Consider the following 22,062-nt stretch of genomic DNA (forward strand, 5'->3'; position numbering starts at 1 on the left):
TGAGGCCGGGTGGTGCGGGTGCGGGGGTTGTGGGGTGGGTGTGGTGGCGGCTTCGTTCCTGGTGGGGGTGTGGGGGTGTTGGTTCGTCCGGGGTGGCGGAGGCCTCGCCGGTGCGGCTGGTATTCCAAGCGGTCTTCGCGGCGGGCTGTGTCCACGCCTGGATCGCTCGCTCGGGTTGGTGCCGGTCCGGTTTCCTCGTGGTGCGGTTCCGGGCGGTGTGGCCCCGGGTGGCGCGGGGTGGTTCCGGGGGTTGCGGGGGGCTTGGGTGGTTCCGGGTCGTCGGGGTGTGCCGGGTGGTGTGGGGGGTGGGGGCTGGTTGTGGGTGGTGTGGGGTGTGCCGTGCCGTGGGTTGGCGTTTTGTGCTGGTTTTGGGTTGTTGGTGCTTGGTCGTATTGCTGTGTTGGTTCGTGTCGTTGTGGTTTTTCCGGTGTTTTCGCTGTCTGCGGGGAGGGTCTGATGGTGCGTCGGCTGGATGGGCGTGAGCAGGGTCGCGGTGAGCTGGAGGGGTCGGTGGGGAGTGAGGCGGCTGTGAGCGGGGCGGCCGGGCCGGTCGGGCAGGTCGGCCCGGTGGGGGGCCAGGCGGTGGTGGCCGGGGTGGCCGGTGGTGAGGAGGCCGTGGCCGGGGTGGCCGGGGGCGAGGCGGTGGGGGCCGGGTCGGCCGTCGGGGCCGGGGCGGTGGTGGGCGGGCTGGTCGCGGGGGCCGGTGGTGAGGAGGCCGTGGCCGGGCTGGTCGGGGGTGAGGCGGTGGTCGTCGGGGGTGGGGCGGTCGTGAGCGGGGCGGCCGGGCCGGGCGGGGGCGGGGGGTCTGGGGTGGGTGGTGGTGGGTGTCCGTTTGTGTTGGATGTGTTGGGGCGGGATGTGCAGGGGGAGGCGGCTGTGTTGCGGGGGCGGGGTGCGGTGTCGCGGGTGGTGTTGCCGGGTGGGGTGGGGGCGTGGGTGGTGACGGATGCGGGGGTGATGCGGGGGTTGTTGACGGATGGGCGGGTGTCGAAGGATGCGTATCGGCATTGGCCGGCGTGGCGGCGGGGGGAGGTGTCGGGGAGTTGGCCGTTGGCGGTGTGGGTGTCGGTGGAGAATTTGGTGACGTCGTACGGGGCGGAGCATCGGCGGTTGCGGGGGTTGATGGCGTCGGCGTTCACGGCGCGGCGGGTGGCGTTGTTGGGGCCGCGGGTGGAGGAGATCGCGGGGGGTCTGCTGGATGGGGTGGAGGAGGCGGCGGGGCGGGCTGCGGGTGGGGTGGTGGATGTGCGGGAGTTGTTCGCGTTGCCGTTGCCGGGGCGGGTGATGTTGGAGTTGTTCGGGATTCCGGAGGAGTTCCGGGGGCCGTTGCGGGAGATCATCGACGGGTTTTTCGATACGGCGGTGTCGTCGGGGGAGGCGCAGCGTAATTACCGGGCGCTGTATTCGACGATGGGGGAGCTGGTCGCGTTCAAGCGGCGTTGTCCGGGTGAGGATCTGACCAGTGCGTTGATCGCGGCGGGTGGTGGGGGCGCGGCCGCGGACGGTGCGGACGGTGCGGGCGGTGCGGAGGGTGCGGGTGGTTCGGGCGGCTCGGGTGGGGTGGGCGGCTTGGAGGGTGTGGGTGGTTCGGGTGGGGTGGGGGGTGGGGGGTTGAGTGAGAAGGAGTTGGTCGACAACTTGATCATGTTGTTGAGTGCGGGGTGTGAGCCGACGGTGAATCTGCTGGGCAATGCGGTGGCGTTGTTGCTGGGGGATCCGGGTCAGTTGGAGTTGGTGCGGTCGGGTCGGGTGTCGTGGGGGGATGTGGTGGAGGAGGCGGTGCGGGTGGAGGCGCCGGGGGCGAACGCGATTTTGCGGTATGCGGTGGAGGATGTGCGGGTGGGGGAGACGGTGATCGAGCGGGGGGATGCGTTGGTGATGTCGTTCGCGGCGGCGGGTCGGGATCCGGGGGTGCATGGGCCGGATGCGGGGGTGTTCGATGTGACGCGTGGGACGCGGCGTGAGCATCTGTCGTTCGGTCATGGGGTGCATTACTGCCTGGGGGCGCCGTTGGCGCGGTTGGAGGCGGAGATCGCGTTGCGGGCGTTGTTCGGGCGGTTCCCGCGGATGCGGGCGGCGTTCAGGCCGGGGGAGTTGCCGCGTACGGAGTCGTTCATCTCGAACGGGCCGCGTGTGCTGCCTGTGGTGCCGGGGCCGGCGGCTGCGGCCGTGTGAGCCGCCGAGTCCGCCGAGTCCGGCGGGGCCGGCGGGGCCGGCGGGGCCGGCGGATTGTGGGTGGGTCCATCCGCCGTGGTGGCTTCGGTGGCGGGTGGGTGGGTCTGTCCGGGGTGGGTGAGGCTGTCGGGCAGTGGTGGGTGGGGCGGGCGTGGGGGTTTGCCGGGCTGGAGCGGGGTTCGGGTTCTGGCCGGTGGTGTCCTGTACGGCGTCGGTTCGGCGGGGTGTTTCGTGGTCTGCCTGTCTGCCTGTCTGCCTGTCTGCCTGTTCGGGTTCGGTGTCGGTGGCGTGTTCGGTCGGTGGTCTTCGGTCTTCGGTTGCTGGTTTGTGGTGGGGGTGGTGCGGGCGGGGGCCGGGGGTTGGTCGTCGTGTGGAGCGGGGAGGGGCCCGGTCGTTGTGGGGGTCGGTGGTGTCGGCGGCCGGGTGTGAAGGGTGCGGGCGGTGGGCGTGGGGTGGTTCTGGCCGGGGTCTGGTCTGTCGTGCTGGGGATGACTTGAGGCGGTGGGCCCGGGGGTGTTGGCCGGTGCGGGCATGGGGTGGGGCGGGTTGTCGCCGGGTTGCGGGTGGGCCGGGTTGCGGGCGCATGGTGTGATGTGCGGGGCCGGCTGGTGCCGGGCAGTGGGCCGGTGTGCGGGTGGGTGATGCCGGGCAGGGCTTCGGTCGGGACCGCCGGCCGTGTCGAGTCCCGCCTCCGCTCCCGCCTCCTGTTTGCGCCTGCGCTCCCGCCTCCTTAATTCGCGGTGTCTTGCCTGGTCTCGTCCGGTTGTGTGTGGTGGTGTTTCGTGCGGGCTTTGCCGGGCGGGCCGGCCGGCTGCCTGATGGGGGTGCCGGCGTCCTCGACTTCGTTTCGGTGTGGGCGGGTTCGGGTGTGGCGGGCGGGGTTGTCCGGGTGTCGGGCGTGGGGTGTTCGGCGTTTCGGGAGGTGCCCGGTCGGCGTCGGGGGATGCGGGGGTGAGCGGGAGCCGCGCCGGATGGGCGGGCCTTGTCGAGTCACCGGGACCTGCCGCCGAGATCACGGGAAACGGCTACCCGGTAACCGCCCGCCACCCATCCCGGCAGTTCCCGCCGGGCCCTGCCGCATCCAGGACTGGCCACCCCGGTGCGCCGTCCCGCTCTGCTTCCCCCAATGGCACGGCTCCGCACCGGGGGACATCCCAACACCCGGCCCAGGTGCCGCCACCCACGGCCGAGGTCGCGGTCGCAGGCGTGTTTTTCGGGTGGTCCGGGCTGTCGGCTGCCGGTGATCACGCGGTACGGCGCCCACCCGCAGCCCGGCCGCAGGAGACCACCGACCCGGACCCGGACCACGTCGGGGCGGGTCGCTGTTGAGGCGGGTCCGGTCCTGCGGGCAGTCGTGCGGGCCGTTGGCCGTGTTGTCGGTGGGGAGGTGAGGGTGTGTTTTGGGGCCGGAGGCGGCATCGGGCGGGGAGCGGGTCCGGTGGCTTCTTCCGGTGGTGCTGTCGGATCTCGTGGACGAGGCCGCGGCCCGGCATCTTGCCCGGCGGGCGGTCCGGGCGGTCCGGGCGGTCCGGGCGGTCCGGGCGGTCCGGGCGGTCCGGGCGGGCGGTCCGGGCGGACAGGGCGGGCGGTCCGGGCGGACAGGGTCGCGGCCGGGGGCGTGTGGTGTCCGGTGGGCGGGCGGCTCACGTCGTGTCCGCCGGACTCTTGGGTGCTTTCCGGTGGCGCGGGGGCGGGGCGGCGCCGGATTTCTGGTGGGGGTGCCGGTGGGGGCGGGTGTGGTGTGGTTGGGTCCGCTCCCGTGCGGCCGCGGCGTCACGTCATGGGGTCTCGCGGTGGGGTGTTCCCGGGCCGGCCGTGCCGTCGTGCCGTTGTGCCGCTGTGTCCGCTGTGCCGGTTGGCGGTTGTTGGTTGTTGGGTGTGGTGGGTGGGGCTGTTGTGCGGTGGGGGTGTGCGGGTGTGGTGGTTCGAGGGTGGGTGGGGGTGGGTGGGGACCGGTTGAATCCGGACTTCCGGTTGGGTGGGTGCGGGGGGTGGCGGTCGGGGGGTGGAGGTGTTGTCCGTCCCGGTGAGGGGGCGGGTGGTGCGGGGTGGTGCGGGGGTGGGCGGGGGCGGGGTTTTGAGCCGGGGCGGGTGGGTGGCGGGGGCGCCGCCCTTGTGAAAATACGGACTACCTGGTTTGGTTTGGAGTGGTTGCAAGGAGAACATCTTGCGATGGAGTGAGGAACGACCACTGGAGGGTTCGTGGTGCGGCAGGAGCGTGCGATTCGCACCCGGCGGGCGATTTTGAATGCGGCGGCGTCGGTTTTCGACGAGCGCGGGTATGAGGCCGCCACGATCGGTGAGGTGCTGACCCGGGCGGGTGTGACCAAGGGGGCGCTGTACTTCCATTTCCCCTCGAAGCAGGCGCTGGCCGAGGGGGTGCTGGCGGAGCAGTTCTCGGGTTTCGTGCTGGCGCCGCGGGCGAGCAAGCTGCAGGAGCTGGTGGACATGGGGCTGGCGCTGGCGTACCGGATGCGCCGCAACCCGGTGGTCAGTGCCTCGGCGAGACTTTCGCTGGGTCAGGAGATGGGGGTCATTTTCGGCACCTGGACGATCACGACCTGGCTGGAGGCGACGGAGAAGGTGCTGCGCGAGGCGCGGGAGCAGGGTGAGCTGCTGCCGCATGTGGACCCGGCGGAGAGTGCGTGGGTGTTCTCGGCGGCGTGGACGGGTGTGCAGGTGTACTCCCACACGCTGGCGGGCCGGGAGGATCTGGAGCGGCGGGTGTCCGCGCTGTTCGAGCATCTGCTGCCGAGCATCGCGGTGCCCGCGGTGCTCGGCAAGCTGGTCACCGACCCGGCCCGGGCCGCCGAGGTCGCCGCCGAGGGCGAGCGGCTGGCCGCCGAGGCCGGCGAGCTGGGGGACCTGGACGAGGTCGCCGCTCCCGCCTGACACCGCCCCCGCCCGCACCCGGTCCGACCCTCCGCCCGCTCGCCGCCGGTCCGCGGACGCGGGCGCGGGGACGTGTGGATGTGCAGATGTGCAGGCCGGGGGTCCGCGGGCGGGCGGGGTCCGGCTCCGGGCGGGTGCGAGCGGGCGTCGGGCGCGGCCGCGGAGCGTGGCGGCGGGCCGCCGGTATCCGTGCCGTACGGCCCCCTTCGTGCCCGGTCCTGGCCGGTCCGGGGCCGGGTGCGGGTGCGGGGTGGTGTCCGGGCGGCTGCCCGCTCGGGGGTGCGGGCGGGGTGGGTGCGGCCGGTTTCGGTGGTGTGCGGGTGGTGTCCGGTGGCCGGGCGGGTGTGGTGCGCGCCGGGCCGGCGGGGTGGTGGCCCGGGTGTCGGGGCTGGTGGCGGGCGTGCTGCCCGCCGGGGGAAGGGTGCGGGCGGGTGCTGGAGAAGCACCCTCACTGAAACATACCGCGCGTGCGGTTTGATAGGGTGTGGCCTCGGAGTGCCCGGGGGTGTCCGCCGTGGTGGCGGCCGGTGCGGGCCCGGGAGGAGGCGGGATGGTCAAGCAGGTTCGGGCGGCACGTACGCGCCAGGCCCTGGTCCGGGCGGCGGCCGAGGTGTTCGCCGATGACGGGTACGCCCTCGCCTCGCTGCCGGCGATCAGCCGGCGGGCCGGGGTCAGTACCGGGGCGCTGCATTTCCATTTCCCGAGCAAGGATCTGCTGGCCCGTGAGGTGGAGGCGGCGGCGACCGTCTCCCTGCAGCGGCTCGCGGCGCGGCAGGGCGCGCCGGACCCGCCGGGCCGGGCGCCCGCCGCACCCGTCACGGCGGGTGCGGCCGGCCCGGGTCCGGGAGGCCCGGCGGGTGCGGCGGGTGCGGCGGGTGCGGCGGGTGTGGGGGGTGCGGCGTTGCGGTTGCTGGTGGATGTCAGCCGTGACCTGGTGCTGGGTCTGTCGGCGGACCCGGTGCTGCGGGCCGGGTTCGGTCTGGGCGGTGATCCCTCGCGCAAGGGCGGTGAGGGGCCGGGCCGGTGGTGGAGCGAGTGGGTGCACGCGCTGCTGCGCGAGGCCCACGGTGCGGGTGAGCTGGCGGAGGGGGTCTCCCCGGAGGCGGCCGCGGTGGCCGTGGTCGCCGCCACTCTCGGGCTGGCCGGCCTCGCCTCCCGTCACCGTTTCCATCTCTCGCCGCATCTGGTGGAACAGTTCTGGTCCCTGCTGCTGCCCGGCCTCGCCGCACCCCCGCCCCGGCGCGCGGCCCGGCCGGGCATACCCGCCGCCGAGACCGGCCCCGCCCCCAGGTGACCGGACCGGCCCCGCCCCCCGCCGAGACCGGCCCCGCCCCCCGCCGCCGAGACCGGCCCAGCCCCCCCCGCTGACCGGACGGGCCTCGTCCGCCGGTGACCGGGACCTGCTCGGCCGGCGGCCGGGACCTGCCCCGCCCTCTGCGGTGACCGGACCTGCCCCGCCCGTCCCCGGGTGACTGTCCTGTCCCGCCCGCCCGCCCGCCCTTCCCGTCGCCGGGGCCGGCCGGTGTCCCGGTGGCCGTGACGGGTCCTGCGCTCTCCGGCGGCCGGGACCTGCCCCGCCTGTCCCGGGGGTGGCCGTTTGGGCCCGTCGCCCGTCCTTCCTGTCGCCGCAGTCGCTCCCGTGTCCTGGTGGCCGTGGCGGGGCCTGTTCTTCCCGCCGCCGGGGCCGGTCCCGGCGCCCCCTCGGTGGCCGTCCGGCCGCGCCCTCCCCGCCGGCGAGGCGGGCCCCCTTCCTTCCGGGCGGCGGGCCGGACCCCTTCCTCCCCCCGGGGGGAGGTTTCCGCTCTGGCGTCCGGTGGCGGGCCGGTGCTGTTCCCGGGGCGGGTGCGCTGTGCCGGGTGTGCGGTGACGGACTCCGCACCCGGGTAAACAGACCGCATGGTCCGGCAATGAAGAGGTCAAGTCGCGTGGGGTGTGGTCCCGGGGTGCCTGTGTTCTGCCTGGCCGGGGCGTTGTGCGGCAAAAGTCGGGTTCCCCGGAGGGGGGCTCGAGTACCGGCGGAGAGAAAACACGACGACCGGTTTGAGATTGACATACCGTCCATGCTGTTTTTTACTCGGGTGTGCCGGGGACGTACGGCGGCGGCCGGTTTGCCGCCCGGCCGGCAAGTCCCGGCGGGACGGGGCCGGCTGACGGTCCGGCAGGACGCCGGCTGGCACACCGGACCGAACGCCCGCCGGCGCGATTGAAGAGGAAGACCGGCGGTCCGGTGGGCCCGGTGATCCGGTGATCCGGTGATCCGGTGATCTGGAGCCGGCGGGCCTGTGGGCCTGGTGTGCCGGTGACGGGACGGGATGGCGGCCGGCGGGTTGGGCGGGCCGGTTTTGCGGCAGGGCGACGGGGACGCGGTGGCTGGTGCGTGGTCCTTGGGGTCTGGCAGATGGCAGCGGACGGACAGGGGAGACGGCGTGGACACCGACATACTCGGCACACTTGCTGTGCGGGAGAAGGGCATCTCGATCACCCCGACCGCTCCCAAGCCGCGGCAGGTGCTGGCCCTGCTGGTCCTGCACGCCGACCAGATGGTGCCGGTGGGGATGCTGAGCGAGGAGTTGTGGGGCGCGCGGCCGCCGCGCAGCGCACGGCCCACCCTGCAGACGTACATCCTGCAGCTGCGGGAGCTGATCACCGCGGCGCTGGAGAGGGATCCGGGCGGCCGCCGCACGGCCAAGGACGTGCTGCTGACCGTGCCGGGCGGTTATCTCCTCAAGAGCGGTGAGGGCAGCAGCGACGTGCGGGAGTTCGAGCGGCTGGCCGGGCTGGGCTACCGGGCGATGGACGGGGCGGACTTCCCCGAGGCGGCCCGGCACCTGCGGGCCGCGCTCGCGCTGTGGAGCGGGCCGCCGCTGGCCGACGTGCAGGCCGGCCCGCACCTGGCCACCCAGGTCAAACGGCTGGAGGAGAGCCGGCTGTGCGCGCTGGACCAGCGCATCGAGGCCGACCTGCGGCTGGGCCGCCACCGTGAACTGCTCGCCGAGCTGACCGTGCTGGTCAGCCGGTATCCCACCCACGAGAGCCTGTGCGGGCAGTACATGCTGGCCCTGTACCGCTCCGGGCGGCGCGGTGAGGCCCTGGACGCCTACCAGCGGCTGCGGGCCACCCTGGTACGCGGTCTGGGCCTGGAACCGTCGGCGGCCCTGGGCAAGCTGCAGCGTTCCATCCTGATGGCCCGGCCGGACGGCTCACCCGCCGCGGCCAACGCGACGGCCGGGTCCGGGTCCGGGTCCGGCGCTCCCGGTACGGGCCCCGCCGGGAGCGGACGGCTCGCCGCCCCGGTCGGCTGACCCCCGCACCCACCCCCCTCCCCACCCCGGCAACATCCACCCCGGCCCACCCCTGTGTTCCTCGAGCCCACCCCCAGGCTCCGGCCCTCCGGCCTCAACTCCGGGCCACAGCAACCGGGTTCCAGCTTTTGGCCCCGACCCTTTGGGACCGGCCCACGGTTCCTCCCCGTGTGGGCCCCGGCGCCGAGAGGGCACGGTCCGGACCGCCCGGACCGACCGGCGCGCCAGGCCGCGCCGTGCGGTCCGGGCGGTCCGGTATCCGGCGAGGCCCCCGAGCAGAAGCACCCGGCCCGCGCCGCGCGCCACGCCCCGGTCGGGCTCACGGCCCGGAAGCAGGCCGGGGCGTGGCGCGCGGCGCGGGCTGTCCCGATCGAGGGCCGGGCCGCGTACAGCCGGTCCCCGCCGGTGCCCGCCCGTCCCCGTCGTGCACCACGCCATGCACGCCATGCACGCCGTGCGGCCGTGCACGGCTGCTGTACGGGTCGGCCGGCCCGGTCAAGTCGTCCGGGCGGGCCGGGTGTTCGCGGCGGCCGGGTGGTGCGGGCCGGCGCCGGGTCGGCGGGCGGCCGGGTGGTGCGGGGTAACCAGGTGGTTCGGGTGGCCCGGGGTGGCCAGGGTTCGGGTGGTCCGGGCCGGTGGGGTGGTTCGGGGGCGGGCCGGTAGGGGGCGGTGGGGTTGTCGGGGGGTTGTGGGGAGCGGGCCGGGCGGTGGGCGGGGTGGGGGATCGGTGCGGGCGCGAGGCGGGCTCGAGTGGGGCGGGGCAGGGTGGGGGCCATCCGCAGGAGGAGGGGCAGGATGTCGTCGCGCGTGCACGCCGGCGAGGACGCCGTGGAGGTGGCCGCTCCGGCCGGTGTGGTCTACGGCCTGCTGGCCGATGCCGTGCGCTGGCCGGTGTTCCTGCCCTCGTATGTGCACGTCGAGCGGCTGGACTTCGACGGGACGCAGGAACGGCTGCTGGTGTGGGAGGTGGCCGATGAGGCCGGTGCCCCGGGCGGTCACGTCCGGTCCTGGCACACCCGGCGGGTGCTGCGGCCGCAGGACCGTACCGTCGTCTTCGAGCAGGAGGACCAGGCCCGCCCGGGCCTGGTGACCTCGGGGGTGTGGACGGTGCGCCCGGCGGGGGAGACACGGTGCGTGCTGGCCCTGCGTCAGGAACGGGTACTGCCCGTGCTGCTCGCCGCGGACGACAGCCGTCTGCGCGCGGACGCGGACGCCGACGTGCGCAGCCGGCTCGGCCTGCTCCGCGGGGCCGCCGAGCAGTGGGAGGAACTCGACGAACTGCTGCTGTCCTTCGAGGACCGGATCCGTGTCGAGGGCCCCGCCGAGCTGGTCTACGACTTCCTCTACCGCATCGAGGGCTGGGAGGAACGGCTGCCGCACGTCGAGGGGACCCGCGTGCGCGAGGACGCGCCGGGTGTCCAGGTGGTGCTGGCGGACACCTGCGGCGCGCAGGGCGGGACCGTCACCACCCGGGCGGTACGGCTGTGTTTCCCGCACGCCGGGCGGATCGTCTACAAGGAGACACTCACCCCCCGCCTGCTCGCCGCCCACAGCGGCGAGTGGTCCCTGCTGCCGGACGCCTCCGGGGTGACGGTCGTCTCCGCCCACCGGGTGATGCTCCGCCAGGACGCCGTCGCCCGGGAACTCGGCGAGAACACCAGCCTCCTGGAGGCCCGCCGGCATGTGCACGGCTGGCTGTCCCGGGCCGACCGGCAGGCACTGGACCTGGCCAAGTGGCATGCGGAGAGCACCGTGCGCCGTCTGCGATGAACACATGAACAGATGAACAGGAGGCCGCCCATGGCCGTCACCCGCCCCGCAGTCCCCGCAGTTCTCCCGGCCGCCCGGCTCAGCGGCCGCGGCCACGGCCCGGCGGCGCCCGGGTCCCGCCGGGCCGTCGCGCACCGCTACGCCGCACTGCCCCCGCCGCTGGAGGTGGCGCTGGCCGCACTGCGCCTGGAGGCACTGCTCGGCGACCCCTGGGATGCCGCCAACCCCTACGGCCTGCCCGCCCTCACCACCACCCGCACCACCGGCACCGACGGCACCGACGGCAGTGACGGCAGTGACGGCAGTGACGGCAGTGGTGCGGGGGAGGAGCGGGCCGGGCTGCCGGCGGCGGCGGGTCTTGGACGGATACGGGCCGCCGACCAGCTGGTCCGTGCCCTGCGGCCGGTCCTGCGCCGGGACGTGGCGCTGGGAGCGGCCTTGGCCGCGGCGCTGCGGCCGTGCCCGGTGCCCGCCGCCCTGCTGGGCCCGGCGGCACTGCTGGCCGCCACCGGCACCGTGCTGCGCCAGGCCGCCCGGATCGTGGCCGGCCGCTGTCACGGTGAACCGGCCCTGCGGCAGTGGCGGCCCGTGCTCGCCACCGTCTTCGCCGACCTGCTGGCCTGCGAGAGCCTGACCAGCGTGGCGCTGCGCGGCCCGGCCCGCCCCGGCGCGCTGCTGCCCGCGGTGGCCGGCTACGTGGTGCCGACGGTCGTGGCCGACGTACTGGCCCAGCTCGAACTGGTCCTGACCGAATGCGGCCACGGGCCCGCCGGCCCCGAGGGCCGCCTGCTGGCGAAACTCATCGGCGACCTCCCGGCGGCCGGCGTGGACGCGGCGGCCGCCGGAGCCTGGCAGACACACCTGGTACGGGCCCTGCCGGCGCTGGCGCTGGCACCGGCTGAGAGCCCCCGCCCCCCGCACACCACCGCCCTCCCGGCCCTCTTCCGGCTCGCCGACCCCCACCCCCACCTCTCCGATCCCGACCCCGGCCCCGGCCTTTCCGGTTCCGACCCCGATCTCTGCGGCCCCGGCCCCGGCCCCGCCTCCGTCCCCGGTGCCGGCCGGCCGGACGGGTACGGGCCGGACGGGTACGGGTTGGACGGGTACGCCGGGGCCGGGGAGAGCGGGGACGACGGTGTGGTGCTGTCGGGGCTGCTGCGTGCCGCCGCCCGTCCGGCCGGCGCGGACGCGGAGGGTGCCGCGCTGGCCGGTGTGGCCCGGCGGCTGCTGAGCGAGCAGCGCGCGCTGCGCCGCCCGTGCCGCACGGCGGGCCGGGACGGTGTCGACGGCCCGGCCGTACGGGCGCTGGCGGACCGTCAGGCGCTGCTGTGGCTGGCCGCCGCCGTGCTCGGGGTCCAGGAGGCCGCCGACGACGGGCGCGGTCTGTTCCTGGGCGGCCCGCACTGGGCGCTGCTGGCCCTGTCGGGCATCACCGAACGGCTCGGCGTACCCCTGCCCGGCCCGGCCCCCGACCCGCGCGAACAGGTCTGGGCGGAACTCGCCGACCGGGTCCGGCACGGCGTGGACTGCGACGTCTACGCCACCCGGCTGCTGTGGTGAACGGACACGGCCCGGCCGCCCCGGGCGGCACCGGCCCCGCCCGCCCACACCCCTCCCACCCACACCCGCACCCGCACCCGCCCCACCCGGACGGCCTCGCCCCGGACGTCTTTGCCCCGGCCGTATCCGCCGCTGACGTGCCGGCCCCGGACGTACTGCCCGTGGACGTACCCGCACCGGACGGGCCGGGCTCCGCCCCGGACGTGCCCGCACCGGACAGGCGCGGCATGCCCGATCTCCCCGGCCTCCCCGATCTCCCCGGCCTCCCTGGTCTGCCCCGTGGGGCCGGTCTGCGGGGCGGGGGCGCCCCGGACCTGCCGGGTGCGGCGGGTCCGGCGGGTGCGGTGGGTGCGGTGGCGGACGGGGCGGGGAGCGGGGTGCCGCTCGGGCCGCCGCTGCACGTGGCCGGTCCCGAGGGGCCCTGGGAGGAGGTCCACGACCAGCTCGCCGACCGCGGTCACGTCCTGGTGCACACCACCTGGGGGCAGTGGCTGGCGGCCGCGCTGCTGGATCCGGGACTGCGGGACCTGCTGGGCCGTGACTGGCCGCGCTACCGGCAGACGGCGGCACCGGCCGGCCGGCTGCGTTTCGCCGCCTCGCGGATGGTCCTCAAACACACCGCGGCCGCCGCTCTGCACCTGCCCGCGGACGCCCTCGACCTCGCCTACCGGCCCGGCGGCCGCCCCCAACTGCGCGGCCTGGCGGGCGTCGAGGTGAGCCTGGCCCACACCGACGAGCTGATCGTGGTCGCCGTCAGCCGCACCGGGCCGATCGGGGTGGACGCCGAACCCGTCACCCGCCGCCCCTCCTTCGACCTGCTGCACCCCTACGTGTGCACCCCCGCCGAGGCCGCCGGACTCGCCGCGCTGCCCGAGGACGACCGCACGGCGCGGCTGCTGCACCTGTGGACGCTCAAGGAGGCCTACACCAAGGCGCTCGGGCACGGCATGCGGCGCCGCTTCGCCGCGTTCGGCTTCAGCCGCGACGAGCAGGGCCGTACGGTCCTGCTCGACGAGCCGGCCGGCGCGCCGCGGTGGATTCTCGCCACCCACCTCGTCCACGACCGCTATCTGGTCAGCGTCGCCCACCGGCCGCTGCGCCCGGTCGAGACCGCTTCGCGGCCCGCTGCACACCCGCTCGAGGAAACACGCCTCCCACCTGCGGCGACGCTAGGCTGGCCGCTGCCGGGCAGCTCCGGCGCACAGCCGACATGACGAGAGGCGGGCGTCGTGAACCACCGTGCAGCCACCCCACCGCACACCGCCCCGCCCGCCCCCGCGCGGCCGCCGGCCGCCGGCGGCAGGCCGGGCGGCAGCTTTCGCCGCCGCCCGGCCGGATCAGGGCCGGGCGCCACGAACCCGTCTCCGCCCACGACCCCTTCAACCCGTCCAACCCGCCCGGCCCGTTCAGTCCGCCCGGCCCGCCCGGCCTGTTCAACCCGCCCTGCCCGTTCAGTCCACTCGGGAGAGCCTGCCGGGTCCGCGGTGTCCGCGGTGTCTGTGGGGTCTGCCGGGTCCGGTGATTGCCGCGGGGCGGTTTGGCCGGTGCGGTAGGGGGGGACGGGAGCCGGTCCGCCGGTGTGCCGCGGGTGCGGTCCCTGGTTCACGGGAGGGCGGATGAGCAGCCGGTACGCGCCGGGGGGCGCCGTTCTCGCGGTGGTCCACGAGCCGGGTGCGCCCTCGCCGGGGGGCCCGCTCGTGCTGGAACTGTGCGGCCCGCTGGGCCCGGCGGACGCCGAGACCGTCGCCGCCCGGCTCGCGCAGCGTCACCGTTCCTTCGACGTCGCGCTGGACAGTCACCGTTCCGGCCGTCACCTCCTGCGTCTGACCCCGCCCGCCGCCGCGCCGGGCCCTCTGCCGCTGCCCGCGGAACTGCTGGCCGACGTGCTGGCCCCGCCTCCGCCGGGCGGCGAGGTCCTCCCGGTCACCGGACACCAGCGGGCCCTGCTGCGCGCGGCCCTGGCCCCCGCCGGCACCACCGCGGACACCGGCCGGCCGCACCACCCGCACGGCGCGGACGACCCGCACGACCCGCACGACCCGCACGGCGCGGACAGCACCGGCGGCGCGGACAGCACCGGCGGGATCGACGGCACGCACGACCCGCACGACCCGCACGGAGTGGAGGGTGTGGAGGGCGGGGGTGGTGGGGGTGGTGGGGGCGGTCATTTGGAGCAGCTGTACTGGGACTGGTCCGGGCCGCTGGACGTGGCCCGGTTCGCCGCGGCCTGGCAGTCGGTCGTCGACCGGGAGTCGGTGCTGCGGGCCTGTTTCGACTGGGTCGCCTCGCCCCGTCTGGTGCTGCACGCCCGCGCCGAGGCCGACATCGCCGTCCACTCCCGTACCACTGTCACCTGGGCGCAGCTTCTGCGGCGCGACCGGGCGCGGGGCTTCGCGCTGCACCGGCCCGGCCTGCTGCGCCTGACGCTGCTGCGGGGGGCGTCCTCGGCCGCCGCGCCGGCCCCGCTCCCGCGGGTGCTGCTGACCTATCATCCGGCGCTGCTGGACGAGCGGGGCGTGCACCTGCTGCTGCGGGAGTTCTACCGCGCCTACGCCGCGGGCGGTGTGCTGCCCGGCGGGGAACGCCGCCCCGACCTGCGTGATCACGCCCGCTGGCTGGCCGGGCAGAACACCGACGCCGCACGGCAGTTGTGGGCGCGGGCCGCGCCGCCGCGGCACGCCGCGACCCGCCCGGGCCGGCCGGGCGGCGCGACCGGGCAGCACGGGCCCGGACTCCTGCACACCCGGCTGCGGGCCGCCCAGACCTTCCGGCTGCGTTCCTGGGCGGCCCTGCGCGGCGCCGCGGAGAGCAGCGCCCTGCACCTGGTGTGGGCGCTGCTGCTGTACCGGGCGGCGGACGTGCGGGGCCCGCTGCCGGTGAGTTTCGGGGTGCAGCTGTCCGGCCGGGACATCACCCTGCCGGGCGCCGCGGGCATCCCCGGCCCGCTGGACGGGCCGCTGCCGATGACCGTGAGCGTCGACCCCGACGAACCCCTCACCGGCCTGCTGCACCAGGTCCGTGACACGCTCCTGGACCTGGCCGCCTATCCGTGGGCCGGCACCGAGTCGATCCGCGCGTGGAGCGGCAGGCCCCCCGCCCCGTCCGGGTCCGCTCGCGTCACCGACGCGTTCACCGACCCCTGCGCCGACACCCTCCTGCGGTTCGAGGGGCCGCTCCCGCTGCCGCAGGCCCTGCGCGGTGAACTCGCCGCCCAGGGCATCGACGTACAGAGCCCGCGCATCGCCGCCGGCGCCACCGGCCGGCCCCTGACCCTCACCGCCCGCCACGACACCGAGGGCGGTCTGGCCCTCAGCGCCGTCCACGACCGGGCCCGCCTGGCCGACGAGGACGCCGCCGCCCTGCACACCCAGTGCGTGCGTCTGCTGCGCGCACTGCCCGGGCACCGGGACGCCGCGGCGACCACCGGACAGCTGCTGGACGTCCTGGAGCGGGCCGCGGTCCCGCGGATGGCCCGCCCCGCGCCGCCCCCGCCGCGCCCCGCGCTGAGCGTGCTGCGCCCCGGACACCCGCACGCGGACGTGATCTGCCTGGTCGTCGTCCCCGGTGTGCCCGCGGGCAGTTACGACCTGTTCGTCCGCGGCCACCGGGGCCCGGAGCGGATCGTGGCCGTGCACGCCGACGGCGCCCCCGGCGCGCCGCAGGCCGTGCTGCACCAGGCCCGGGGACCGGGCCGGCGGCTGGTGCTGTGCGGGTGCGGGCCCGGCGGCCGGGCGGCCTACGAACTCGCCCAGCACCTGCTGTACGCCGCCGGCCCCGCTCCGGCCGTCGTCATGACCGGCATCGGCGACGCCGCCGCCGGCGCGTCCGCCCTCGCCCGCGGCGTCCGCTCCGTCCTCACCCCGCCGCCCTGAAACACACCCCCCGAAACCGTCCCCCTCTGTAGCCCGCCCTCTCGAAGCCGGCCCCCGTGAAGCCCGCCGTCTGGGGCCTGCGCCCTGAACCCGGCCCGCCCCGGGGGCGCCGCCGTGCGCAAGAAGCGGCGAACGGGGCCGTGCTGTCCCCGCGGACGCACCGGCGGCCTCGCACCCGCGGGAAGAAGAGGGACCGGCCGAAGGAGGAGCCGCGGCGGCATACCGGCACCCGGCCGCAGCACGCGGGCCGGGTGCTGCGGCCGGGTGCGGGGCGGGAACGGCGGCCGGCGCTGTCCCGGCAGTGGCCGCCGCCGCGCGGCGCTGCCGGGACACCGCCGGGGCGCAACATCCCTGCCGTCGTTGCCTGCCGCCGTGCCGTACGGGTCCACCGAGCGCGGACCCGTACGGCACCGGACGCATCCGCCCCCGCACCCTGGCCCTTGCGCCCCCGTCCCCGCTCGGGTCCCCTTCCCCCCTCGTCGTCGACAAAGGGGGGAAGGGGAGAAAGGGGGGAAGGGGAGAGGGGAGGCGCCGGGGTGAGCCCAGCCGGGTGCGCCGGTCCGTGCGACGGCGTCCGCACACGCAGACGGCCCCGGGCCCGGTACGGGGCGGGGCGGGAAGCGGACGGCCCGGCCCCGGCGTCGTCGCGGTCCGGCGCCGGGCGGGAACCGGGGGGCGGGCCGCCGTGCCCCGCGCCGCCCCCCGGCCCGGATGCCGGGCAGCAGGCGGGGCGGGGGCGGGCGGGCCCGGGCCGGATTCCTGTCGTGCCGTCACCGGCCGGGCCTTCGAAGGCCCGGCCGGCGGCGGCCGTCACCGGCCGGGCCGCCCGCTCCCGCTCCCGCTCCTGGACCTGGACCTGGATTCAGGCTCAGGCTCAGGCCGTGAACAGGTCGTAGGTGGAGCTGTGGCGCGGTCCGGCCAGTACGTCCAGCTGGGGGTCGACGGTCAGGACGGCCTGGTGGAGGCGCTGCAGCTGAGGGGAGGGCTCCACGCCCAGGTCCTCGATCAGCCGGACCCGCAGCCTGCGGTAGACCTCCAGGGCGGAGGCCTGCCGGCCGGAGCGGTAGAGCGCCACCATGGCCTGCGAGTGCAGCCCCTCGTGCTGGGGATGACGGGCAGTCAGTTCTATGAGTTCGGCGATGAGTTCGGCGTGCCGGCCCAGCCGCAGGTCGGCGTCGATGCGCCGCTCCACGGTGACCAGCCGGCTCTCCTCCAGCCGTACCACCTCGATCTCCAGGACCGGCCCCAGGCGTACGTCGACCAGGGCGGGGCCCTCCCACAGTCCCAGGGCCTCGCGGAAGCGGGCGGCGGAGACCTCGTCGTCGCCGCTCTCGAAGGCGACCTGTCCCTCCCGCGTCAGACGGTCGTACTGGTGCACGTCGACGCTGTCGGGCGGGATCTGCAGCAGGTATCCGCCGTGCCGGGTGGCCAGTACCTCCTTGGCGCCGCCCGGTGCGCCGGGGCCCATCGCGGTGCCCAGCCGCCGGCGCAGTTGCAGGATGTAGGTCTGCAGGGTCGTCAGTGCGCTCTGCGGGGGCTGCGTCGCCCAGATCTCCTCCATGAGGGTCGGGACGGGCATCACCCGTCCGGGATACAACGCCAGCAGCGACAGGATCTGCCGCGGCTTGCCCGCGCTCGGAACGATGGATCCCCCGTTGACCTCGGCATTCAACGGACCCAGAACCTGAATCCTCACCGGTCTCCTCCGTATGTCGTCGAGCTCCTTGTCCCGTTCCTTTCGTGGCCAGAAATCCGCGCCGTCGCTCACGCTAGCCGCGGCCGTCCCTCCCCAGCGATTTCCTGGAGCCGTTCTCGAGCGGACTTCCAAGTCCGGTCCCACGCCCCCTGTTCGGGGCGCTGGAGGACGCTTGCAGCGCGGCTCGAATCGAACTCCTGATTCCGCCGTCACCGCACTCCAGACGGTTACCGTCGTCCATTTCCGTACGCCCGCGCCGCTGCCCGCGGCATCAGTAATCACCGCCGCGGGCGCCGTCAAGACACCACGTCCCCGTCACGCCCCGCACCCGCCGCGCGCCGGGCCGCACGCCCCGCCCCCACCCTCCCGGCGCGCCCCACCGCGCCCCTCCCGCCCTCCCCGCGCACACGCCAACTGGCCGAAGCGTTTCCCCCGCCCCACCCGGACCTGACCCCACCCCGCCCCACCCGGACCTGACCCCACCCCGCCCCACCCGGACCTGACCCCACCCCACCCCACCCGGACCAGACCAGACCGGGCCGGGTCGGGTCGGGCCGTCCCGACCCCGGCTCCCGCGACCACTTCCCACCCCGCCCCGCTGCCTGTCACGCCAACTGCCCTCACTCCAGCTCCCGTCACCCACTCCCTGCGGCCCTGCTCCCGAGACCCCACTCCCCCTCACCCCGCTCCCGGTCATGCCACCGCCCGTCACCCCAGCCCCTGTCGCGTGGCCTCCCGCCCCCCAACTCCCGCCGTCCCGGGGCCCGCAGGCACGCCCTCGGCCGCCCGGCTCCTCCTGCTGTCCCTTCTCCCTCCCGCCGGGGGCGCGGCGCGCCGGCGTCCGGCCGCGGCGTCCCTCCCGTACCGGCCCCGGTGCCGCGTGCCTGGCCGGCCTGCCGGTGCGGGCGACGGCGTGGAGCGCTCTTCGAGTGCAGTGAGAGCGGTTCTTGAGCGTGGTGACCGATGGTGTCTGCACAGCTGAAGGAGGAGGGAGGAGGTATGGGCACCCCGGACCAGTACGAGCCCGTCCTGCGCGTGGAACGCGGGCGGGCCGGCGAAGAGGAACTGGCCGCACCCACCGTGGTGCCGCTCGCGCTCGGCGCGGGCGGCGCACCCGCCCGCCGGGACAGGCCGCTCAACGGCTCCCGCTGGTGGAGGAGGCCCCGGGCCTACCGCGGCCCGCGCGGCCGGCAGTGATGGACCTCGCCCAGAAAGGGACCTGACATGGCAACGACCACTGCCCCCGCCCCCGTCGAGCCGGGGCCGACCGACATCCGCGGACGCGTGGCGGAACTGCACGCGATCCGTGAGGCGGCCCGGCTGGGCCCCAGTGAGAAGGCGACCGCCGCCCAGCACGCCAAGGGCAAACTGACCGCCCGTGAACGCATCGCCCTGCTGCTGGACGAGAACAGCTTCCAGGAGGTCGAGCAGTTGCGCCGGCACCGGGCGACCGGGTTCGGCCTGGAGGCCAAGAAGCCGTACACGGACGGTGTGATCACCGGCTGGGGCACGGTGGAGGGCCGTACGGTCTTCGTCTACGCGCACGACTTCCGTATCTTCGGCGGCGCGCTGGGCGAGGCGCACGCCACGAAGATCCACAAGATCATGGACATGGCCATCGCCGCCGGTGCGCCGCTGGTGTCCCTCAACGACGGTGCGGGCGCCCGGATCCAGGAGGGTGTCTCGGCGCTGGCCGGCTACGGCGGCATCTTCCAGCGCAACACGAAGGCCTCCGGTGTCATCCCGCAGATCTCGGTGATGCTCGGCCCGTGCGCGGGCGGCGCGGCCTACAGCCCGGCTCTGACGGACTTCGTGTTCATGGTCCGTGAGACCTCGCAGATGTTCATCACCGGCCCGGACGTGGTCAAGGCCGTCACCGGCGAGGAGATCAGCCAGAACGGGCTCGGCGGCGCCGACGTGCACGCCGAGACCAGCGGCGTGGCCCACTTCGCGTACGACGACGAGGAGACCTGCCTCGCCGAGGTCCGCTACCTCCTGGCGATGCTCCCGCAGAACAACCGCGAGAACCCCCCGCACACCACCGCCCACGACCCGGCCGGCCGGCGCGGCGAGATCCTCCTCGACCTGGTGCCCGCCGACGGCAACCGGCCCTACGACATGACGAAGGTCATCGAGGAACTCGTCGACGACGGCGACTACCTGGAGGTCCACGAGCGCTGGGCCCGCAACATCATCTGCGCGCTGGCCCGCCTGGACGGCCAGGTGGTGGGCATCGTCGCCAACCAGCCGCAGACCCTCGCCGGCGTCCTGGACATCGAAGCCTCCGAAAAAGCCGCCCGGTTCGTGCAGATGTGCGACGCCTTCAACATCCCCATCCTCACCCTCCTGGACGTCCCCGGCTTCCTGCCCGGGGTGGACCAGGAACACGGCGGGATCATCCGGCACGGCGCGAAGCTCCTGTACGCGTACTGCAACGCGACGGTGCCGAGGATCTCGCTGATCCTGCGCAAGGCCTACGGCGGCGCCTACATCGTCATGGACTCCCAGTCCATCGGCGCGGACCTCACGTACGCGTGGCCCACCAACGAGATCGCCGTGATGGGCGCCGACGGCGCCGCCAACGTCATCTTCCGCCGCCAGATCGCCGACGCCGCCGACCCCGAGGCCATGCGCGCCCGCATGGTCAAGGAGTACAAGGCCGAACTCATGCACCCCTACTACGCGGCCGAACGCGGCCTGGTCGACGACGTCATCGACCCCGCCGAGACCCGCGAGGTCCTCATCCGCTCCCTGGCGATGCTGCACGCCAAACACGCGGACCTGCCCTCCCGCAAACACGGCAACCCCCCGCAGTAACCCCCCGCAGTAACCCCGCGGACCGGCCCCGGCACCCGCCCGCACCCACCGCACCACCGCACCGCACCGCCGCGGCACCCGCCCCGCCCCCGCCCCGCGCTTCCCCGGGCCCGGGACCCGGGGCCCGTGCACGGCCCGCTGCTCCGTTTCCCGCCCGGCATTCCGCACCAGGAGAAGACCATACGGTCTGCTTTGCGGAACGCGGGCCGGCCCCGCCCCACCGCTCCCCGCCGCACCGGAACGAGCCGGAACGGGCCGGAAGAGGACCGGAGTTGCCCAGGACGCCTGGCCACCGCCCGCTTTCGGCGGTACGCGGACCGCCGGCGGACGGTCTCCCCTCACCCCCACAGAAACCGCACGAACGGTCGGGTATTGACAGACCGGATGCGCTGTTTTGTAATCGGGGGTGCGGCACGGGACACCGAGCAGGGGAGACGGCGTGGACATCGACGTACTGGGCGCACTGGCAGTGCGGGAGAACGGGGTGTCCATCACCCCGACGGCGCCGAAACCGCGGCAGGTGCTGGCGCTGCTCGCGCTCCGGGCCGACCAGGTGGTGCCCGTCGCGGCCCTCACCGAGGAACTGTGGGGCAACTCCCCGCCGCGCAGCGCCCGTACCACCCTGCAGACGTACGTGCTGCAGCTGCGCGAGCTCATCGCGCAGGCGCTCGAACACGGCCGCAGCGGCGCCAAGGACGTCCTGATGACCCTGCCGGGCGGCTATCTGCTCGTCTCCGGCGGCGGCAGCAGCGACGTGCGCGAGTTCGAACGCCTCGCGGGGGAGGGCTACCGGGCCATGGACCAGGGCGCCTTCGCCGAGGCGGCCCGCACCCTGGCCGGGGCGCTGCAGCTGTGGACGGGGCCCGCGTTCGCCGACGTGACGGCCGGGGCGCAGCTGGCGATGGAGACCCGGCGGCTGGAGGAGAGCCGGCTGTGCGCGCTGGACCAGCGCATCGAGGCCGATCTGCGGCTGGGCCGCCACCGTGAACTGCTGCCCGAACTGACCGTGCTGACCAGCCGTTACCGCACCCACGAGAACCTGCACGCACAGTTCATGCTGGCCCTGCACCGCTCCGGGCGGCGCAGCGAGTCGCTCAGCGTCTACCACCAGCTGCGGGCCACCCTCGTCAACGACCTGGGCCTGGAGCCCTCGCCGCGGCTGCGGCGGCTGCAGCACTCCATCCAGACGGCGGCGCCGGAGACGGCGTCGGTGCCCGCACCGTTCGACGGCGCGGGACCCCCCGCGCCCGCACGGGCCCGGTGAACCCCCGCCACCCGCACGGCAGCGGCACCGGTCACCGCCGCGCGGGCGGTGCGCACCCCGCCGCCCGCTGAGGGCGCCCCGGGCGGCGCGCCCCCGGGCGGCGTACCGCGTCGGCGTGCCGGATCGGTGCGCGGGCTCATTCTTTGGGCGGAGGGTCTTGGCGCCGGCTGGTTCCCGGGAGCCAGCCGGCGTCGGCGGGGATCACCACGGCCGGGGATGCGGCGCCGTACCGGCGGCGCCCACAATGCCAGGACGGCCACCCGGGATTCGACCCTTGGAGACGCCCCCCATGACCTCCGCCCCTCACCCGCACACGGCCTCGCCGACGCCGGCGGCCGACGTGCTCGCCGAGCTCACCGCGGTACTGGCGGGCATGATGCGTGTCGAGCCGCAGACCCTCGGCACGCAGGACTCCTTCCGGCTGCTGGGCCTGGACTCGATGCTGTCCGCCGAGTTCGTCGCGGCGCTCAACGCCCGCTACGGCACCCGGATCGCGGCCACCGCGCTGTACGAGCACCCCACCCCGGCGGCACTGGCCCGGCACGTCGCGGCCGAACTCGCCGCGCCCGCGCCCCTGCCGGGCCCCGCCGCGCGGCACGGTGACGGACAGCCCGCCCCCGCCCCCGCCCCGGTTCCGGTTCCGGTGCGCGGTGCGGGTTTGTGGCCCGTGGCGGGGCCGGACACGGTCACCGACACACTGCGCACCCAGCTCGC

13 protein-coding genes are annotated in these 22,062 nt (G+C 75.4%); 12 read left to right on the top strand and 1 reads right to left on the bottom strand.

The features are described 5' to 3' along the window. Positions 1-456 precede the first annotated feature (456 nt). The 8 genes from GFH48_RS39995 (at position 457) to GFH48_RS38375 (ending at position 15,571) form a co-directional block, all read left to right on the top strand. The gene (locus GFH48_RS39995) at positions 457-2,175 is read left to right on the top strand and encodes a cytochrome P450 family protein (protein WP_322747019.1); all 1,719 of its coding nucleotides are present in this window, start codon (positions 457-459) and stop codon (positions 2,173-2,175) included. Between the two features lie 2,202 nt (positions 2,176-4,377). Further along, positions 4,378-5,067: a ScbR family autoregulator-binding transcription factor gene (locus GFH48_RS38345; RefSeq protein ID WP_153292624.1), complete on the top strand. Its 690-nt coding sequence runs from the start codon at positions 4,378-4,380 to the stop codon at positions 5,065-5,067. A gap of 550 nt (positions 5,068-5,617) precedes the next feature. Beyond that, complete coding sequence (locus GFH48_RS39635) at positions 5,618-6,361, top strand: helix-turn-helix domain-containing protein (RefSeq protein WP_228121232.1); 744 nt, start codon at positions 5,618-5,620, stop codon at positions 6,359-6,361. A 1,132-nt stretch (positions 6,362-7,493) separates the two neighbouring features. Further along, positions 7,494-8,369 (top strand): AfsR/SARP family transcriptional regulator, encoded by an 876-nt coding sequence (locus GFH48_RS38355; protein ID WP_153292625.1) that lies wholly within the window; start codon positions 7,494-7,496, stop codon positions 8,367-8,369. Between the two features lie 795 nt (positions 8,370-9,164). Then, positions 9,165-10,139: an aromatase/cyclase gene (locus GFH48_RS38360; RefSeq protein WP_153292626.1), complete on the top strand. Its 975-nt coding sequence runs from the start codon at positions 9,165-9,167 to the stop codon at positions 10,137-10,139. Between the two features lie 30 nt (positions 10,140-10,169). After that, entirely contained in the window at positions 10,170-11,699 is a 1,530-nt protein-coding gene (locus tag GFH48_RS38365) for a hypothetical protein (protein WP_153292627.1), read from the top strand. A gap of 227 nt (positions 11,700-11,926) precedes the next feature. Continuing rightward, on the top strand, positions 11,927-12,913 hold the full coding sequence (locus GFH48_RS38370; protein WP_153292628.1) for a 4'-phosphopantetheinyl transferase family protein: 987 nt from the start codon (positions 11,927-11,929) through the stop codon (positions 12,911-12,913). A 402-nt stretch (positions 12,914-13,315) separates the two neighbouring features. Next, positions 13,316-15,571 carry a condensation domain-containing protein gene (locus GFH48_RS38375; protein WP_153292629.1) on the top strand — a complete coding sequence of 752 codons (2,256 nt, stop codon included), beginning with the start codon at positions 13,316-13,318 and terminating at the stop codon, positions 15,569-15,571. Between the two features lie 874 nt (positions 15,572-16,445). Here GFH48_RS38375 and GFH48_RS38380 read toward each other — a convergent pair. Continuing rightward, positions 16,446-17,267 carry an AfsR/SARP family transcriptional regulator gene (locus GFH48_RS38380; protein ID WP_153292630.1) on the bottom strand — a complete coding sequence of 274 codons (822 nt, stop codon included), beginning with the start codon at positions 17,265-17,267 and terminating at the stop codon, positions 16,446-16,448. A gap of 999 nt (positions 17,268-18,266) precedes the next feature. Between GFH48_RS38380 and GFH48_RS38385 the strand changes: the two genes are divergently transcribed. The 4 genes from GFH48_RS38385 to GFH48_RS38400 all read left to right on the top strand — a co-directional run. Then, positions 18,267-18,464, top strand: coding sequence for an acyl-CoA carboxylase subunit epsilon (locus GFH48_RS38385; RefSeq protein ID WP_153292631.1), 198 nt, complete (start codon positions 18,267-18,269; stop codon positions 18,462-18,464). A 27-nt stretch (positions 18,465-18,491) separates the two neighbouring features. Then, on the top strand, positions 18,492-20,084 hold the full coding sequence (locus GFH48_RS38390; protein WP_153292632.1) for an acyl-CoA carboxylase subunit beta: 1,593 nt from the start codon (positions 18,492-18,494) through the stop codon (positions 20,082-20,084). Positions 20,085-20,523: 439 nt separating this feature from the next. Continuing rightward, positions 20,524-21,348: an AfsR/SARP family transcriptional regulator gene (locus GFH48_RS38395; RefSeq protein WP_153292633.1), complete on the top strand. Its 825-nt coding sequence runs from the start codon at positions 20,524-20,526 to the stop codon at positions 21,346-21,348. Between the two features lie 289 nt (positions 21,349-21,637). Next, positions 21,638-22,062 (top strand): acyl carrier protein (locus GFH48_RS38400; protein ID WP_194280806.1); only part of this gene is annotated, 425 nt, incomplete at its 3' end.

It is taken from the genome of Streptomyces fagopyri, from assembly GCF_009498275.1.
Lineage (GTDB): Bacteria > Actinomycetota > Actinomycetes > Streptomycetales > Streptomycetaceae > Streptomyces > Streptomyces fagopyri.

Coding starts and splice junctions, on each gene's coding strand:
- GFH48_RS39995 (WP_322747019.1), top strand. CDS start 457: ATGGTGCGTCGGCTGGATGGGCGTGAGCAGGGTCGCGGTGAGCTGGAG.
- GFH48_RS38365 (WP_153292627.1), top strand. CDS start 10,170: ATGGCCGTCACCCGCCCCGCAGTCCCCGCAGTTCTCCCGGCCGCCCGG.
- GFH48_RS38360 (WP_153292626.1), top strand. CDS start 9,165: ATGTCGTCGCGCGTGCACGCCGGCGAGGACGCCGTGGAGGTGGCCGCT.
- GFH48_RS38370 (WP_153292628.1), top strand. CDS start 11,927: ATGCCCGATCTCCCCGGCCTCCCCGATCTCCCCGGCCTCCCTGGTCTG.
- GFH48_RS38375 (WP_153292629.1), top strand. CDS start 13,316: ATGAGCAGCCGGTACGCGCCGGGGGGCGCCGTTCTCGCGGTGGTCCAC.
- GFH48_RS38390 (WP_153292632.1), top strand. CDS start 18,492: ATGGCAACGACCACTGCCCCCGCCCCCGTCGAGCCGGGGCCGACCGAC.
- GFH48_RS39635 (WP_228121232.1), top strand. CDS start 5,618: ATGGTCAAGCAGGTTCGGGCGGCACGTACGCGCCAGGCCCTGGTCCGG.
- GFH48_RS38385 (WP_153292631.1), top strand. CDS start 18,267: ATGGGCACCCCGGACCAGTACGAGCCCGTCCTGCGCGTGGAACGCGGG.